Consider the following 19,297-nt stretch of genomic DNA (forward strand, 5'->3'; position numbering starts at 1 on the left):
CTGCTGGTTTACCTTGGCCATGTTGCAACAAAATGGACCACCACTTTCAGCATAATATTATCTATTATACCAAATTAACGCGGTGACGTATTAATTGAATAATGCAGGGGACTTTCTCAACAGCCTGGAATATGCAGTTATTTTTCGAGGCTAGGGGCGGCAACCGCAAGAAATAACGAAATGGATGTATTTTTGCAGGCATTTGCTTTGAAAGGGGCCACACAGGCAAAAAAAGATGTATTTTTGCAGGAATTTCGGCCAAACAGCCAAACAACCAAACAGTCAAACAGTAGCCCGTTAGGCGCCAACATGTCGGAGTTGACCATAATCAATATTATTTTATATTGACATAATACAAATTAAAAAGATATATTTTGTTATGTAATGATATATGTCGGTATTGAATTTATCCTCCGGAGGTGTGTAATGAAGAAAAAGATGTTGAGTTTTTTGGTAGCGCTAACAATGGTGGGGGCTATACCTGCGTATGCGGCAGCGGATCCCATGACCGACCCGCCGGTCGTGCGTACGACATTTCAGACGGGAGCGGCAGGGGACAATGAGAGCGCCCACGTGTTGGCGGATTCGGTGATGGTCTATGTAGGCGAGCCTACGTCGATCCAATCTAAAATTTCGGCATGGACGAATCGCGGATATCAAGTGGACGTGATGATGGCTTTAAATCGGGACATGAATTATTACAAGCGGGGACTCTATGACGGCGTAGAACACGTAGATGAGATACAAAAAGATAAGAGCGGGAATTTGATTACCCACTCGACCAGCGTCGATGTCCCGTATATGGTGCCTACCGAGAATTGGAACAACTTCATCTACTCCATGGCCAAGTCCAGCATCGATGCCGGCGCCAGACGGATCGTGTTCGAGGAGCCGGACGTATTTATCAAATCCGGCTATTCCGACGCGTTTAAACGAGAGTGGCTGGCTTATTACGGGGAAGCCTGGGTGGACCCTTCTTCCTCGAAGGAAGCGGAATTCAAATCGCAAAAGCTTAAAGTGTATTTGTGCTATCGTGCGCTCAAAGATATATCCGAACGAATCAAGGCGTACGATCCGGACGTCAAAGTATTGGTGGCCTCGCATACGGCGATCAGCTACCTCATGTACGGGATCACGACGTCGAACTATGACTATTACAACATTCCGACGATCGACGGTTATATTGCGCAGGTATGGAGCGATACCGCGCTTGTGCCGGTGCCGACGAACGGGACGAGCGAACGGCGGGTTTTTGAATCCGCTTACATCGATTACTCCTCTTTTGCCCATTTAAAATTGGACGACGACGGCAAGCAGCTGTACGCGTTGGCCGACCCGAAAGCCGATACGCCGGGGTATAGCTGGACGGAGTACGAGCAGTTTTATAAAACGACCATTGCCGCGCAGCTGATGCAGCCGCAATTCAAGCAGTTTGAAGTCGTGCCGTGGTCGGAGCGCGGATTCACGCAGGCGCCGGGGACTTATAAGACGATTCAAACCAATGTCTACCGGGCGCTGCAGGACATGTACGACAAATCGGTAACGATCGAGGCAGGCACGCAGGGGATCGGCATTTTGTACTCGGATACGATTTCGCAAATGTCGACCGTCGGCGCAGTCACGTCATTCTACGGCCCGATGGTTCCCTTGGTGGCCAAGGGCATACCGCTTCAGGTAATTCCGGCGGAAAACTTGACCAAGTCGCATGCTTTGGCCGATACGAAGGTGTTGTTCGTCGGCTATGACGATTGGAAAGCGATCGAAGGCAACGCGGGTGCCGGAAATGGCACGGGCGCCAAGGTGAACGACGCCTTGCGCGACTGGGTAAAGGCCGGCGGCGTTCTGGTGTACACCGGGGGCTCCGGCAGTACGGACCAATTAAACGAGTGGTGGACGGAAAAGAACCTGTCTTCGCCGAAGCAGGACCTCTGGAACAAGCTTGCGTTAAACGTAACGGGCGAGCGGACTTCCGACGGTACGAACGATGTCGTGCTGCAAGCTTCGGGCGGGACAGGCGCATTCGGCGGACGTTCCTCGATTAGCGTGTCGAAGCGGTATACGGTGACCTCGGCCGAGCTGGGGGCCGGCGCGACTTCGCTGTACGCGGCGAACGGTCGGTCCGTTGCTTATGAGCAAGCGGTCGAGCAAGGCAAGGTCATCGTCGTGGGCGTAGCGCCCGATTACTTTGCTTCCAGCCCGGCGGCTTCCCAGCTCATCCGCGATATTGCGAAATATGCGGTGGAGCAAGCGGGCGGGACGTACGCCGAGGCGAATCTGTTGAAGTCCGTCCGCGGACCGTATACGACGATTCAAGTGATGGATCAGCCGGAGCAATTGCAATTGCAAGGCTCCTATATCGATCTGTTCGACGATCGACTGCAGGTCGTGTCAGGCATGACGGAGATGCAGCCCCGTACCAATGCGATGCTGTACGACATCAATGACAGAGATACGGTTAAGCCCGAGGTGTTGTTCGCAAGCGGCGACCTGACGGATGTCGTGGAAGGCGCGACCGAAACCGGCTACAAGCTGGCCGGTACGCCGGGTTCCCGTGCGAGCGCCAGACTGGGGGCGCCTGCGGGGCTGTATCCGGAGACGGTGACGGCAACGGATGCCGCGAACGAACCCGTAACCGTATCGACGGAATGGGAGAACGGCTCGAGGACGCTGCTGATCCGGCACGATCATCAGAAGCAAGGCGTGACGATCCGCGTGCAGTGGTCGAGTACGCCGGTTCCCGATTCGGCGCCGGTCGACTTCGTAGAGAAGCGCGTGGAGACGAATCAGAACGATAATGACGCCGCCTATAAAGTCCGTTATACCGGCGGACAGCATCCCGATTTTAGATATACGGATCACGGCCAGGAGCTTGTTTATAAATTCGATGTCCGTCAATATCCGCAAGCCAGCCTGATGCTGGAGATCGCGAACAACTACGTCATCAGCGTCTCCGGCGACGATGCGGCTTGGACGGAGCTTTTCCGGGCGGACCTGGATGCCAACGGAGAACCGGTCACCGGAGGCGCGAATAAAGGGATACACAGAATCGGCAATCTGGCCGAATACGCGAATGCCGACGGCGAAGTCTACGTGAAAATGACAAACGCGGACCCTACAAGGGGTTACGGTCCCGTTATGTACGGCTTCACGCTTAGTTACGAAGAGCGCATTGCGCCGTTTGCCGTGCGTGCGAACGACACCTTGAACATTCAGCCGGGAGAGTCAAAAACGCTGGAGCTGGCCGTGACGAATCGCGATTCGGCAGCCCATCGGGTCGAGATGTCTATGCTTCCTACCGTGAAGGATGCTTTGTCTTTCGTTCCGGAATCGGCTGCAGAGGGAGACTATCTGGTCGATAACGCGGGCTCGGCGATATCCGGCGGGGCGCGTTATGCGGATGGAACCAACTACTTCGTATACAAGATCCCCGTGCCGCAGGACCTGGACAATCCTGAATTAAAATTGGCTTTGTCCAACCGCTTCGAAGTGTCATTGTCGGCCGACGGAGCGAATTGGACCGTCGTGGATTACGAACCGGACAGCGCCGTAGAGGGAAGCACGAACAACGGGGAGCGAAGCTATCCGGTTGGCGGCTACCAGGGCGATGCCGGATCGGTCTACGTCAAAATCGGCGATCATTATGGACAAGGCTGGGGCGGCATGCTCCACAGGCTGACGCTATCCGGCGACAGCGAACCGGAGATGGCGATCGATTTCCCGGACAATAACCTGGAGATCCAGCCGCATCAGACGCGAACGATTCGCGTCCAGGTGACGACGAATACGGATATTGCGTCTTCTTCGCCGCAGCAGCCGATCCGTCTGTCCGCAGGCGCGATCGGAACCGACTATATGCTGCCGATCAAGATCAACTTCGTTAAACCGGTCTATGCTGGCAATTGGGCGTCCTCGCCGATCGCGGTAGACGGCGTCGCGAATGAAAGCGAATGGAGCGACGCGAAGGACATCGCCATTAATCAGCGCGACCCGGATCTGCTGCGCTATGGCGCGTTGTGGGGGAATACGGGGACCGTAAACGCCAAATATCGGCTGAAGTGGGACGACAAAAATCTGTACGTGCTGGAGCAGCGGGAAGACAGCGAGTTCCTGTTTACCGAGACGGGCGCCAATATGTTCAGCTCGACAGCGTCGATGCTCTTCCTCGATATCGACCGCAACAAATCGGGGGCGGCCTACCGGTCGGGCGATTATGCGGTCCTGTTCACGGCCGGCGGACCGGATTCGCAGCCGCATGTCTTTATGAGGCAGGGAGATGACGGAGGGGTGCAAGAATATCCGTTAACCGATGCGGTTATTAAATCTACGATTGATCCGGAGGCGCACAAGTACGTGCTCGAGATGGCGATCCCTTGGAACGCTTTGCAAACGACGCCTTTCGTTCCGGGCAATGACCGGCTCGTGGGGATGAGCATGCTCGCGACCCGCAAGCTAAGCGGCGACGTATGGGGACAGCTCATGTGGATGGGCAATGGCGACGACCAGGCGAATTGGGCCGATATGAAGCTGGTCGGCAAGCCTGCGCCGGAGATCCCGCCGACGGTGCCTGTAGACGCAAGCAAACAACAAGCGGTGATAGAGGCAGATCTCAAAAATGCAAAAGATGGCCTTATCAGCATTCAAGTGATGGGAAATAAGGATTCCGTGCTGCTTCCGACCAACATAGTCGACCTTATTGGTTCGAATCGTTTGCTAATCGCGCAAAACAAGATGACGGTCGCGTTCTCCAAGGCGCAACTGCAAAGCATCCAGGGCGCCGCCACCGGCGCGCAAGCCAACGGTGCGCAGATCCGTTTTTCTGCAGCCAGCGTTCCGGACGAGAAGGTTGCGACGATCATTCAAGGTTTGAATAAGGGGTCCGTTTCTGTAACGGCGGCCAGCGACGTCCTTGATTTTCAGCTGAATGTCGTTGCCGGGGACGGTTCGGTCCTGCCGGTAACCGCCTTGGCGGAGCCGTTAACGCTCACGTTGAAGGTCGATCCGGATGCGAATCCGGGCTTGTTAGGCGTATACGAGGCGGCTGCGGACGGAACGATGAAGTACATCGGCGGAACGTTAAGCGACGGCGTTATGACTTTTAAAGTCGATCATGCAGCCCAATATGCGGTGCTTGCATACGATAAGTCGTTTTCGGATGTGAGCGAGGGCTTCTGGGCAGGCGAAGTGATTAAAAATATGGTGGCGAGGCATGTGATCGAAGGGGTGTCCGATACGCGGTTCGATCCGCAAGGCAGCATCACGAGAGCGGAATTCGCGGCCATGATCGCGCGCGCATTGGCGTTAAAGGCCGAAAATAACGCGACATTTAACGATGTCGACGCCGCGAAGTGGTATGCGGACAGCGTCGCCGCCGTATACGAGACCGGCATCGTGCTTGGACGCAGCGCGGATTTATTCGCGCCGAACGATACGATCACGCGCGAGGAGATGGCGGCGATATCGATTCGCGCTTACGAGTACCAACAGGGTAAAGAGGATGCAAGCACGAAGACGGAGCCATTCAGCGACCTGGCTCAAATCAGCTTGTGGGCGCAGGATGCGGTGAGCAAAGCGCGGGAACTCGGCTTCCTTGACGGACGCGGAAATAATCGCTTCGCGCCCAAAGAAAAGCTGACCCGCGCGGAAGGCGCGCAGGTTCTGGCCAAATTGCTGGCTGGCCTCCAATCCTAGCCAAGCAAAAAACCACCCTGCCGCAGCGCTTGAACGCTCGGCGGGGTGGTTCCTTTGTTCCGCGATGATTTAGGTCGTTCTTCCTTCGTTCAATTTAACGGGAATGACGATTTGCCGGCTGATGGCGGGATCCTCGATGGCCGCCATCAGCAAGCCGATCGCTTCTTCGCCCATTTTATCTTCTTGCTGCTCGATATAGCTGAACAGGCTCCCCTGAAAGTCGCGGATCGGAGGCGCGTCGAAGGAAAGAATGGCGAGCTCCTCGGGCACCTTTCTGCCGATTCCCGCCGCTACGTCCGCTACATAAAGCGCGATCGCGCTGGAAAAAGCAAAAATGGCCGTAATCTCGGGCTGGGACTCCAGCCACTTTCGAATCATGTCACGACCTATAATAGGGTCCATATAGGTGACCTCGTCAATACGGGTCAGCCAGTGCGCGGGTTCGATCTTGAGCCCGGCTTTTTTGGCCATGTCCAGATAGCCGGAGAAGCGGTCTTCGGAGCTGGACGTTTTTGATTTGGTGCCCGATATAATCCCGATCTGGCGATGCCCTTTTTGAACCAAAAATTCGGTTCCCATGCTTCCGCCGGCAAAATTGTCGGAGTAGACGGCATTCGTCTTGATGCCCGGCAGATAGCGGTCGATGAGGACAAAAGGGAAGCCCTCCGTCTTTAAATTCAATACGGCCTCGCTGTACGCTTCCCCGTCTACCGGGAAAATGAGCAGTCCGTCCACGCCCGCGGCGCGCAGGAAGCGAATGCCTTCTTGTTCCTCGAACTGCGTCGATGCGGACCGGACGATAAGGATCAAGTTCTGTTCCTTGCATGCTTCCTGCACGCCGAGCAGCAGCTTCATCGAAAACTCGTCGTTGGCGAGCGGACTTAGAAAGCCCACTTTTTTGTAGGGGGCGTTCAAATCGATCGGGAGGGGCTCGGAAGAATCGGGGTCGGACACAAACGTGCCTTTCCCTGCGATCCGGTAGATCAGCCCGTCTTCGACTAGCATCTTCAGCGCGCTCTTGATCGTAATGCGGCTGACGCCGTGCTGCAGGACAAGCTCCGACTCGGTTGGAATCTGATCCCCGGGCTTCAACTCGCCCAGATTGATCTTTTCTCTAAGCATATCTCTGATCTGTAGGTATAAAGGCTGATTATCGGAGGTCAAGGACATATTCCTCTCGTCAAAAGGTATTATAAAGTATTATAACATTATGATATTCCCGAAGCAATGAGAATAAACTGATCTGATCGTTCAACATAAATTGTATGATATAAATATAACATAATTAATATTGACATAAGACAATATGTGTTTTATGATGTTGCTGAAAGAAAGCGGATACATATTTCGAGTCTGGGGGAAGGCATTTGCGGACGATTTGGAAATGGCGATACTTTTACTTATTGCTGACGCCCACGCTGCTGTATTTTATCTTGTTCAGCTATATTCCGTTTTACGGCGTCGTTATTGCCTTCAAAAACTTTCAACCGTTTTTGGGCATAGGAGATAGCCCCTGGGTCGGGTGGAAAAATTTCGAGACGATGTTCTCCTCCGTGAAGTTCCCCGAGCTGATCCGCAATACGGTATTGATCAGCTTTTACAGAATTATTTTCGGTTTTCCCGTTCCGATCCTCTTCGCCTTGCTGCTGAATGAAGTGCGCGTCATGTGGTTCAAGCGAAGCATTCAGACGATCGCCTATTTTCCTCACTTTCTGTCGTGGGTCATATTCGGAGGCATTATCTACAATGTCGTCGGCCCGTCCGGCATTATCAATCTGCTGCTGGAGAAGGTCGGCATCGAATCGATCAATCTGTCGGCCAACCCGGATCTGTTCCGCCCGCTGGTCGTCGTCACCGGAATCCTGAAGGAGTTCGGATGGGCCGCGATCATCTACCTGGCTGCGCTGACCGGCATCGATCCCCATCTGTATGAAGCCGCGAAAATAGACGGGGCGAGCAAGCTCCGGCAGATTTGGCATATTACGCTGACGGGAATTCGGCCGATGATCGCGATGCTGCTGATTCTCCAGCTGGGCAGCATTCTGGATGCCGGCTTCGAGCAGATCCTGATCCTGTCCAACCCGGTTGTCTATAGCGTCGGGGACATTATCGATACTTACGTGTACCGCGTCGGACTGCTGGAAGCGAATTATGGATTAGCCACGGCAGTAGGCCTCTTTAAAGGCGTGATCGCCGCCATCTTGATCGTGTCGGCCAATCATATCATTCGACGGACAGGAGAGAAGTCGCTGTGGTAAATCCGCCGGTTCAAGCTGAAACGAACGAGTTAGCGCTGATCAACCGCCCCAAAAGCTTGGACCGCAATCCGGTTTGGGTGCAGACCTTGATCTATCTCGCATTGACCGCGATGGCGCTCGTAACCTTGCTGCCGATTCTGAATGTGTTCGCCATGTCGTTCAGCGAGGCGGACGCGATTTTTAAGCACCCGCTCATGATTATGCCTTACAGCTTTACCTTTGCGGCCTATGAGTATATTTTCTCGACCTCCATCTTGCTGAAGTCGTTTTCCGTCACCGTCTTTGCCACGGTCGCTGGCACGCTCTGCAATCTGGCCTTTACGATAACCGGCGCCTACGCGCTGTCCAAAACGGCGCTGCCGGGCAACAAATTTCTGCTGTGGATCTGCATCTTCCCCATGCTGTTCGGGGCGGGACTGATCCCGACCTACATGCTGCTCAAGGAGCTGCACCTGCTCAATAACATCTGGGTGCTGGTCGTATCGGGCATGGTCGTTCCTTTTAACCTGATCCTGATGCGCAATTTCTTCTGGAGCATCCCGGAGGAGCTCGAGGAGGCTATGCGGATCGACGGGGCTTCCGATATGGGCATCTTGTGGAAAATGATCATTCCGCTCTCAAAGCCGGCAATCGCGACGATCGGCCTCTTTTACGCGGTGGGCCACTGGAACGACTTTTTTACCGGCCTGTTTTTTCTGAACGATAATACGAAATGGCCGCTTCAGGTGCTGCTTCGTTCCATCGTCATCGATATGAACGCCCTCAATACGCGAGGGGTGACGGCCGTGATCGGGCAAGATGCGACCAAGATTATGCTGACGCCCGAAAATATCAAGGCGGCGGCCATCATTTTCTCGATCGTACCGATCCTGCTGGTCTATCCGTTTCTCCAGAAGTATTTCGTAAAAGGCATCATGCTGGGCTCCGTGAAAGGTTAAGCGCGTTGGGAGATCCGACAGGATTTTTCATATAAAACAATTGGCGAAGGGGTGTCGTGCAACATGCGTAAGCGCGGAACTATTCTGCTTGTCTTGACGATGATTGCGACAATGCTGGCGGCTTGCTCGGGCAACAAAGAAAACGGGAAAGCAAGCGAATCGAGCTCGGCTCAGGGAGGCAGTCAGACGGCAAGCGCGTCTGCGGGAAGCAAAGAGGAGACGGCCAAGTTCAGTTATGTCCGGCCGGTGTGGGGAGCCGCCACCTATACGAAAGGCGGAGCCTACGAGAAAGAGATGTTCGAGAAAGCCAATGCGAAAATCGACGTACAGATCATTCCCGTAACCGAATACGACCAGAAAATCATGACCGTCATCGCATCCGGCGATATTCCCGACGTGTTCTGGGCAGCGGGGCCGACGGACAAGAAGTTCAAGGATATGCAGGACCAGGGCGCCTTCTTGAGAATTAACGAGTACCTCGATAAATACCCGGCCATCAAGGAAGCCGTGCCGCAATCGGTATGGGATACGCTTACGGACGACAAAGGCAATATTTATTTTATTCCCAACGTATCCAATCCGCTCATCCCGATCTTTATGTACTATCGCCAGGACATCTTCGAGAAGCTCGGCATTCCGGAACCGAAGACGGTTAAAGAGCTGGAGGACGCCTTGGCCAAAATCAAGCAAAGCGATGCCAAGATGATCCCGCTGACCGCCCAGGATACGATCTGGGGACTCGGCGCGCTGTCGACCTCCTTCGGCTTCACGCATTTCGGCTGGGGACCGGCGACAGGAGAAGACAAAGAAAACCCGAATACGATCGTTCCTTTCTATCTGACGAAAGAGATGAAGGAATACTATTTTTACTTGAAAGACTTAAGAGCCAAGGGACTGCTGGACAAGGAATTTCTGATGGCGAAAAACTGGGATCACGCCAAGCAAAAATTTACTTCCGGCCAGGCGGCGGTACTCGGCATCAACTGGGGTTACGGTCCTGAGATCTACTCGACCTTGAAGAAGACGCATCCGGAAGCGAAGATCGGCGTGCTCCCGCCGCTGGAAGGCCCCGACGGCGCGATGGGCGGCATTCGTCCGTTCGGCGCTTGGGACAGAGGCATGTACGTGAACGCTAAAATGTCCGATCCCGACGGATTCTTCCGCGTGCTCAACTGGACGCTTACGGAAGGCAGCGACTTTAGAAGATACGGCGTCGAAGGCAAGACCTACAACGTGGTGGACGGCAAGAAGGTGCTGCTGGGAGAAGACGAGAAGGAAGCGGATTATAAAACCGGTCAGATCGAACCGCTGAAGTTCCTGCAGCCGATGTCCGAAGCGCTGGATTGGGACACGATCGAAGCGACCTATGAAGGCTCCGGGGTCGGCGATGCCTTCGCTGACGCCAAAGCCAAGTTCGAGGCGTACAACGCCGTTCAATATCCGGAATACCGCAATCCGACCGTCTTTTCTCCGCTTGAAGTCGAGCAAGGCGCGCAGTTGTACACCGACTACCTGCAATCGGTCATCGACGGCGCGATCATTAACGACAAAGTGACGGAGCAGGAATGGGATACGGCCATCGACAAGTATCTGAAGGCCGGCGGACAGAAGATCGTCGATGAAGTAAACGAGCTTCAGAAAAATAAAACGAAGCCCAAGTATTAAAACAGCGGATAGGAGAACGGAGAAATGACCCTACAGCAGCAGCGCAAACAGCTAGGCCAAATATTCGTCGTCTCTCATACGCACTGGGACAGGGAGTGGTACCAGGACTTCCAAAGCTTCCGGACGCGGCTCGTCCATATGATGGATGAATTGCTGGACCGTCTGCGGGAGGACGCCTCTTATCGTCACTTCATGCTGGACGGCCAGACGATCATGATCGAGGATTACCTGCAAATACGTCCGGAGCGGAAAGAAGAGCTGTTGAAGCATTTGCAGGAGGGCAGATTGACCGCGGGCCCCTGGTACGTGATGCCGGACGAATTTCTGGTGAGCGGAGAGTCGCTGGTCCGTAACCTGCTGACCGGCTTCCGGCAATCGAGAAAAATGGGGTTTGAACCGATGAAGTCCGGCTACGTGAACGATATATTCGGTCACAACAGCCAGATGCCGCAAATTTTCCAAGGGTTCGGCATCGATAATGCGGTTTTGTTCCGCGGCTTTTACGGAAACGGGGATCCTGCGGAATTGTGGTGGGAAGGCGCCGACGGAAGCCAATTGCTTGGCCTGAAGCTGGACGAAGACCGGTCTTACAGCGACTTCTACTTCTTCCTGCGCTGGCCGTTCGTGGACCGGGGGTTTCAGTACGAGGAGGAAGAGCTGATCGAGCGCGCCGAGGCGATGCTAGACTACAAAGCCAAACGCGCTACGACGGACATTGCGCTTAGTCTCGACGGCTGCGATCATATCGAGATCGAACCGAATCTGGGCTGGATGCTGGAGCGGTTAAACGACAGGACGCCGGGCGCGGCGTGGGCGCATAGCACGATCGAAGCTTATGTCGCAGCGCTGCGTACCCGGATCGGCGAGCTTGAAGTGTTCAAGGGCGAGCAACGCATGCCCGGCTATAACGGCGTCAATAACATGGTGCTGGCGAACGTGCTCTCGTCCCGCGTTCATCTCAAACAGCACAATCAGCACTGCGAGAACTTGCTGACCGGGTGGGCGGAGCCGTGGAGCTCGTTCGCATCGCGGGAGGGCCGCCCTTACCCGAAAGCTTTCCTCGATCAGGCCTGGAAGCATCTGCTGGAGAATCACCCGCACGACTCGATATGCGGATGCTCGATCACGCCGGTGCACGAGGATATGCTGTATCGCTTCGCCCAGAGCCGTTCGCTCGGGGAAGGCATGCTGGCCGAAGCGTTCAATTATGTGTCGGGGCATATCGCGGAGACCGCATTGGAGGGCAGGCATGCCGTCGTGCTGTTCAATTCGTCGCAGCGCCCGGTCGACGGCGTGGTTCAAGTCGAATTGGAGCTGCCGCTGAATTCGGCCGTGCCTGCCATCTCTCCGCAGATCGGCGGCACGAACTTCCGCTTGCTGGATTCGGAAGGCGAAGCGGTGCCTTTCCAGGTCGTCGGCGTGAAGAAGCAGAGCATGAAAAGATGGCGACCCTACCGCGATCTTCCGCGCGGGGAGCAGATCGACAGGGTTACGGTCGCGCTGAAGGGCGACATTCCCGCGTTCGGCTATACGACCTACACCGTCGATATGCAAGCATCCGAGCTGCCGGGCAAAGGAGAATACGCATTCCGCCGGGCTGCGGAGCCCGTACGTTACGTCGGCAGTCAGCAGACAGCGCCGAACGTATGGGAGAACGGCAAGCTGCGCTTGGAATTCGCGGCGAACGGCACGCTGTTGCTGCGCGACTTGGAGACCGGCTATGAAACGGAGGGCTTGCTTGCCCTCGAGGATCAGGCCGATATCGGGGACGGCTGGCAGTATATCGCGCCGGTCGGCAACGAGACGGTAAGCTCGACGGTCGGCCGCGCGTCGGTGTCCGTCGTGCACGACGGGCCGCTGGAAACCTGTCTGCGCCTTGCGCTGCAGCTGGAAGTGCCGGAAGAGATCGCTTCGGACAGAACGAAGCGTTCGGACAAGCGGATCGTCCTGCCGGTCACGACCTATATCACGCTGCGCAAGGACGACCCGGTCATCCGCTGCCGCACGGTCGTCGATAACGGCGTGCGCGACCACCGCCTCAAGCTGCTGTTCCCGACGCGCGTCGACAGCGACCGTTATTATACGGGCACCCCGTTCGATCTCGTGGAGCGAAGCGTCCAGCTTCCGGATTATAGCCGCCATATCGAGAAGGACAGCGGGATCGTGCCTTCGAACGGGCTGCTGGCCATTCGGGGCGAGCGCCATGGATTCGCCGTTTACAGCAAGGGGCTTTACGAAGCGCAGCTGCGCAATGACCGGACGCGGACGGCGGCGCTTACGCTGTACCGGAGCACGAGGGACGAGGTGCTGAGCGACGGCGGCGACGGCGGACAGCTGCTGGGACGATTGGAATTCGAGTATGCGTTCCGGCCGTTTAACCCCGCCGACACCTCATGGGGCGACTTGCTCGCCGATCAGCAGCAATTTTCGCTTGGCATTCGGACCGTCAATCGCAAGCCGGGACCGGTCGCCTTCGAGACGCTGCACAGGAGAGAAAGCAACCTGCCTGCCCGGCACGCTTACCTGAACCTGACGGGCTCCGATCTGATCGTCAGCGCCTGCAAGCAGGCCGAAGACGATGCCGGCGCCTGGATCGTCCGGTTGTGGAACAGCGCGAATCGCGAGTCGAGCGGCAGCATTCAACCGGCGGATGCGGTGATTAAGGCGGAGCGGACGAATCTGGATGAGCAGACCGTCGGTACGATCCGGGTCGAGCAAGGGAACATCCTGCGCGTTACGGCTAAGCCCAAGGAAATCGTAACCTTGAAGCTATGGTTTGGTCTGCAGAAGGAGCGTTAACCGATGCGCATCGATCTGACGGAAAATTGGGAATTGACCGGATCGTATCCCGGCTTCTGGGCATTCGGACGGAGCATGGAAGTGGGCGTGCAGCTCAAGGGGATCGTCCCTTGGATTCCGGCAGAAGTGCCCGGAAGCGTACATTGGGATTTGCACCGCGCGGGCTATTTGCCCGACCCGTATTATGGCGCGAACGCGCCGGCTTGCGAATGGGTGAACCAGCGGGACTGGTTGTACAGAACCGCATTTACCGCCGAAGCGTCTTGGAAAGGCAAACGGATCGCGCTGTTGCTCGAGGGCGCCGATCATTCGGCGCAGGTGCTGCTGAACGGCGAGCGAATCGGCAGTCATACAGGGATGTTCGTTCCCGGCGAATTCGATCTGTCGGCATCGCTGCGGTACGGCGAGCGCAATACGCTTGTCATAGTGGTGGAGCGATCGCCCGACGGGGTGGCGCAGCTTGGCTATACCCAGCAGGTGGACCATTTGAAAAGCAGGTTCGGCTACAGGTGGGATTTCTGCCCGAGGCTGGTGCATATCGGACTCTGGCAGGGCGTCAGCCTGCAACTATCGGAATGGAGCCGGTTCGACAATGTCAGGGTCGAAGCGGTTCCCGGGGCGGACGGAAGCGGCGAAGCGACGGTAAGCGCCGCGATCGACAGCATGCGGGCGGGGCGATACCGGCTAACGGCCGAGCTGTACGAACCTGGCGGCCGGCTTGCCGGCGCGGCAAGCTATGAGGGCGACGCGGTTCCCGGCTTGCAGACGGTCAGGCAGCGAATCTCGGTTCCGGACGCGCGGCCGTGGTGGCCCAACGGATATGGAGAGCAGCCGCTGTACCAATTGAAGCTGCGGCTTGAGGTCGCCGATTCGGCAGGCGGGTATGGCCCTTCAGACGATTATGCGTGCGGCATCGGCTTCCGTACGTTGTCGTTCCGCGCCAATCCCGGCGCGCCCTCCGATGCGCTGGCCTTCACGGTGGCCGTGAACGGAGAGCCGATCTATATCAAGGGATGGAACTGGGTGCCCGCCGATCAGCTGTACGGCAGGGACCGCGAAGACCAGGTTCGGCACCTGATCGCGCTGTCCAGACGGGCCAACGTCAACATGCTTCGCGTATGGGGCGGCGGCCTGATCGAGAAGGACTTCTTTTACAGGCTGTGCGACGAAGCGGGCATTCTCGTCTGGCAGGAGATGATGCAATCCAGCTCGGGCTTCAATAACGAGCCGTCCGCAAGCCCCGCCTTTCTCCATACCGTCTCGCATACGATGCGGCAGGTCATTCGCGACAAACGCAATCATCCGTCCCTGGCCATCTGGTGCGGCGGCAACGAGCTGACGGAGGGCGGGCATCTCGATAGCCAGATGGTGCCGCTCACCGACAGGCAGACGAACCTGCGCCTGCTTCGGGATCTGGTATCCGATCTCGACGAGACCAAGCTGTACCTGCCCACCTCGCCTTCAGGCCCGACTTTTTTCCTGGAAGAGGCGCATGCCGGCAAAGGCAAGATGTACGACGTGCACGGACCGTGGAAATATGCGGGGGAGACCGGGCATTACCGGCTGTATAACCGGAGCGATGCGCTGCTGCACAGCGAATACGGCGGGGACGGCTTTGCTTCTATCGAAAGCATAGAACGCTTCATGCCGGCGTATCGGATGGAAGCCGGGCATGCCGGGTCGGTCGAGTGGCTGTTGCATGGCTATGAATACTGGAATATGGACGACCAGCTGCAAAGTCTGTTCGGCGCCTCCTTCGGCACGTTCGAACGGATGGTCATGGCGTCGCAGTGGCTGCAAGCGGAAGGCATCCGGTACGCCGTCGAAGCGAACCGCAGGCGGGCGCCGCACTGCAGCGGAAGCCTGCTATGGCAGCTTAACGAACCGTATCCGAACGTATCCTGCACGAGCGCGATCGACTACTACGGCAACCCGAAGCTGGCCTATAGCTGGGTGGCGAAGGCGAATCGCAATTTGCACGTCTCGCTGCAGTATGACGGCGTTTCCTATCGGCTAGGCGATGCTTTTAGAGGATCGGTCTACGTAACGGCGGACGGCATGAAGGCAGGCGATCTGACGGTGGAATGGGCGGCAAAGGACGAGAAAGGCGGCATCCTTGCGCAAGGCTCCTATTCGCTGCGCGAGGCTGTGCGCGATATGGCGAATCCAACCGCTTTTGCAGGCACCGTTGAATTTCAGGTTCCCCGGGCTGCCGCCGTATTCGTCACGCTTGGCGTGATCGACGCCGCGGAAGGGCGAGCGCTGGCGGACAACGAATATACCTTCGCCGTCAAGGAGCGGGAAGAAGAGCCGCCGCTCCAAGCCTTTCTTTCTCTGCCTGCGACTTCCATGGAGTGGGAGACGAAGGAGGAAGACGGCGGAACGACTGTCGCGGTCCGCAATACGGGAGAGACGGTCGCTCTATGGGTGAGGGTTAGCGGCACGGCGCATGAAGACGGCGGCAATCTCCCGGTTGTCCGGCCGCTGGAAGACGGATTTCTGATTTTTCCCGGCGAGACCGTTAAGCGTCGCTTCGCGGATATTTTGCCTCAGGACCGGCGCTGGAGCGTTAAAGCGATGAATACCCCTACCGAGTGAGGTGGCCGTGAATGAAAAAGTCCATTCGTAAGCTGGCGACAGCCGCGGTCGCAGTCGCGGCGCTGTCGCAGAGCGCCGTCGCCGCGCAGGCGAGCGCCTACACTTTTTTTCAGACCGGGCAAGACTATCGAACCAATCTGCATCTGCCGGTCGACGCTGCGGCTCCTTATTTGATCAGCAACAAGGAGCCTTACGAAAATGCGATTACGAACTACGGCAACGCCGGCTACGAAAAGATGGCGATGATTTCATTCACCCACGATTTTGACAACCGGTATGTCGGCGGCTTCTACGACGGCTCGACGCACTACGATATTGTACAGAAGGACGCCGCAGGCAACTTGAAGCAGCATCTGGGCACGCACAGCTACGTGACGCCGACCGCCGGCTGGAACAATTACGTCCGCGACCAAGCGGTCAAAGCGATCGGCAAGGGCGCGACGACGATCATTCTGGAGGAGCCGGAGATCTTCGGCGACGCGGGCTACGAGGACGCGTTCAAGGCCGAATGGCTCGCCTATTACGGCACGGCGTGGGCCGACCCGGCCGGCAGCGCAGCCAATTTCCTCAAAGCCTCGAAGCTGCGGAATTACTTGCTGCAGCGGGAGATCAACGCCGTCCTCGGCCATATCAAGACCAATTATCCGGCCGTCAAAACGTATATTGCGGCGCACAGCCAGCTCTCCTACTTTCAATGGAAAAATCCGTACGCGGGACAGGAAGGATTGGCGAACGCCGGCGTCGACGGCATCGTCGGGCAAGCGTGGTCCAATACGATGGAAGGCGGCGTGCTGTACGAGGGCTCGTCCGTATCGCTGCCCTTCGAGAACGGCTATCTGGATTACAGCTACTTCGCGCAGCTCGGCCGAGCGAATCCGGGCAAAGACGTCGCGCTCATCATCGACCCGAAGGGCGACGGCTACGCGGCCAAGTCATGGGATTGGCTCGCGGACATGAACGCCCACCAGCTGGCGGCCGCCGTATCGCAGCCGAATGCGTACCGGTTCGAGATCCCGATCTGGCCGGAACGGATTATGGGCATCGACGAGAACGAAGCGCCGGACGGCTTCAAGACCGCGATGGCGAACGAGATTACGGTGTTGAACGACATGCATAATTACACAAGCGCGATCGCGACGTCCAACCGTCCGCTGAAGGCCGGCATCCTGATCTCGGATACGACGAATTGGCAGGCGGGCGGCCCGGGCAATACGGCCAATCAGGACAGCGTTTATTCGCTCGCGATGCCGCTGCTGCACCGCGGCTTTCTGATCGACGGCGTGCCGCTCGAAGGGATTACGGCCGCTGCGAACCCGCTCAGTCAATACGACGTCGTCTACGTGAGCTACGATCTGATGAAGCCGCAAAGCAGCGCCTACAATATCAAGCTGCGGGATTATGTGAACGGCGGCGGCATCGTCGTTTACTTCGGCGGGCGCACGCCGTACGAGAATACGCCGAACCAGTGGTGGAACTCGGGCGGCAGCAGCTACGCAAGTCCCCAGGATCACTTGCTCAGCTTGTTCGGCATCGGCGCGACCGGCCGCACGGCCGGCACGCTGTCCAGTGCGACGCTGTCGGCGGAAGCCGGATCGGCGCTGGCTGCCGGCATCGGCTCGCTGCCTTCGACGTCCGGCATCGGTTATATCGGCTACACGGGCGGCAGCTTCACGCCGATGTATAAGCAGGGGACGACGACGATCGCGTTCGAGAAAAGCTACGGAACCGGGAAGTTCGTGTACTTTGGCATCGATCCGTATTATTTCGGGAACAGCGCCAGCGGCAGCTCCAAGATGTTTAACATCATGCAAAATATCGGCTCCGTCTACAAGAGCGCGTCGGTGAGCGTCCAAAACGCGATTGCCTATACGAGAGGCCCGTACAAAGGCATTTATTCGATCAGCGGCACGGCCGTGGAGACGGGCAAATACATCGACGTGCTCGACCCGGATCTTCAGGTCGTCACGACGCGCAAAGTCGCGCAGGGCAAGTCGGCGCTGCTGAAGGACGTCTCGGGCATCGCGGTGACGACGATCCCCCGCGTGCTGTTCGCGCAAGGCAACAATCCGGCGGTCAGCGAGAGCGCTTCGAGCACCGTCGTTACGGCCAAAGGCGCGTCGAATTCGCTTGGCGCGATCCGTATCTTAAGCAAGGACGGCCTCGTGCCGCAGCTCGCGACGGCGGTGAACGGCAGCGGCCGCAGCACGCTGTATTCGCAGGAATGGGATGACGAGAGCAAGTCGGCGCTGATTAAATACTGGAATGCGCCCAGCGGCGTGACGGTGACGGTGAACTGGAGCGCCGCGGGCGCGCCGGCGAAGCTGCAGACCAAATACGCCGACGATCGGGACGCTGCCGTCACCTATAGCGGAGCATGGAACAACTGGGACGGCGACAAGCTCGACCATGCCGCGACCGAGAAGTTCAACTACACGGCGGGCGGTTATGCGCAATTCTCGTTCACCGGCAGCCAGATCCGGGTCATCGGCAAGTACGGCGGCAACCAGGGCAAAGCCGACTTCTACGTCGACGGCGCGCTGCAAGCGTCCGACGTCGATTTGTACGCGCCGGACGCGCTTTACCGCCAGGTGCTGTTTGCGAAAACGGGGCTGACGGACGCCGCGCATACGGTCAAGGTGATCGTCAAAGGGACCAAAAACGTCGCGGCCACGAATACGAACGTCGTCATCGACCGGTTCGAGTACGGCACGTCGCTCGCGACCAAGCTGGACGACCGCCATGCATCCGTCGCGTACACCGGCGGCTGGGGGCAGTGGTCGGACGCGTCGGACTACGCGGGAACGGAGACGTTCGGCAGCGCCGGCGGCAACGGCGCGCAGCTGACGTTCACCGGCACGGCCGTTCGCGTGATCAGCAACTTTGGCTCGAACCAAGGCCGGGCCAACATTTATGTGGACGGCAAGCTGGTCCGCACGGTCGATCTGTACAGCGCCGTCAAGAAATATCAGCAGATCATCTACAGCACGGCCGATCTGGCGCCCGGCTCGCACAACGTCAAGGTGGAAGTCGACCGGACAAAGAACGCTGCGGCGAGCGATTATAACGTCGTGATCGATGCGTTCGAGTACGGTTGAGTTTATGATCGTTTGTATGAAGAGAACGTCCTTTATAGGGCGTTCTTTTTTTGATATCGAATGTCGCGCACGGCGCGAATACCTGCATTTGTGCATTTATTTTCTACCGGCAGCGGCGCTTGATAAAACGCCTGCAAATATCAGGCTGTTGAGAAAGTCCCCTGCATTATTCAATTAATACGTCACCGCGTTAATTTGGTATAATAGATAATATTATGCTGAAAGTGGTGGTCCATTTTGTTGCAACATGGCCAAG

Annotated in this window: 8 protein-coding genes; 7 read left to right on the plus strand and 1 reads right to left on the minus strand. The window is 57.1% G+C overall.

From position 1 onward, the window contains the following. The first annotated feature begins 426 nt into the window (after positions 1-426). Positions 427-5,688 carry an S-layer homology domain-containing protein gene (locus ACFOTD_RS33990; protein ID WP_378124432.1) on the plus strand — a complete coding sequence of 1,754 codons (5,262 nt, stop codon included), beginning with the start codon at positions 427-429 and terminating at the stop codon, positions 5,686-5,688. 69 nt (positions 5,689-5,757) lie between these two features. On the opposite strand, the gene ACFOTD_RS33995 is transcribed toward ACFOTD_RS33990, so the two are convergent. Then, a complete protein-coding gene (locus ACFOTD_RS33995; RefSeq protein WP_378124433.1) occupies positions 5,758-6,858 on the minus strand; it encodes a GntR family transcriptional regulator in 1,101 nt (366 codons plus the stop codon). 197 nt (positions 6,859-7,055) lie between these two features. On the opposite strand from ACFOTD_RS33995, the gene ACFOTD_RS34000 reads away from it, so the two are divergent. The 6 genes from ACFOTD_RS34000 (at position 7,056) to ACFOTD_RS34025 (ending at position 19,041) form a co-directional block, all read left to right on the plus strand. Continuing rightward, positions 7,056-7,946 carry an ABC transporter permease gene (locus tag ACFOTD_RS34000; RefSeq protein ID WP_378124435.1) on the plus strand — a complete coding sequence of 297 codons (891 nt, stop codon included), beginning with the start codon at positions 7,056-7,058 and terminating at the stop codon, positions 7,944-7,946. After that, positions 7,940-8,884, plus strand: coding sequence for a carbohydrate ABC transporter permease (locus ACFOTD_RS34005; protein ID WP_378124436.1), 945 nt, complete (start codon positions 7,940-7,942; stop codon positions 8,882-8,884). The genes ACFOTD_RS34000 and ACFOTD_RS34005 overlap by 7 nt, the downstream gene beginning before the upstream one ends. Positions 8,885-8,947: 63 nt before the next feature. Next, positions 8,948-10,549 (plus strand): type 2 periplasmic-binding domain-containing protein, encoded by a 1,602-nt coding sequence (locus ACFOTD_RS34010; protein WP_378124438.1) that lies wholly within the window; start codon positions 8,948-8,950, stop codon positions 10,547-10,549. A 24-nt stretch (positions 10,550-10,573) separates the two neighbouring features. After that, positions 10,574-13,348 (plus strand): alpha-mannosidase, encoded by a 2,775-nt coding sequence (locus tag ACFOTD_RS34015; protein WP_378124439.1) that lies wholly within the window; start codon positions 10,574-10,576, stop codon positions 13,346-13,348. A gap of 3 nt (positions 13,349-13,351) precedes the next feature. Then, complete coding sequence (locus ACFOTD_RS34020) at positions 13,352-15,946, plus strand: glycoside hydrolase family 2 protein (protein WP_378124441.1); 2,595 nt, start codon at positions 13,352-13,354, stop codon at positions 15,944-15,946. Positions 15,947-15,957: 11 nt separating this feature from the next. Next, positions 15,958-19,041, plus strand: a complete 3,084-nt coding sequence (locus tag ACFOTD_RS34025) for a hypothetical protein (RefSeq protein WP_378124442.1) — start codon at positions 15,958-15,960, stop codon at positions 19,039-19,041. Positions 19,042-19,297: the final 256 nt, after the last annotated feature.

Origin of the sequence: Cohnella sp. GCM10012308 (assembly GCF_042649185.1) — a bacterium.
Lineage (GTDB): Bacteria > Bacillota > Bacilli > Paenibacillales > Paenibacillaceae > Cohnella.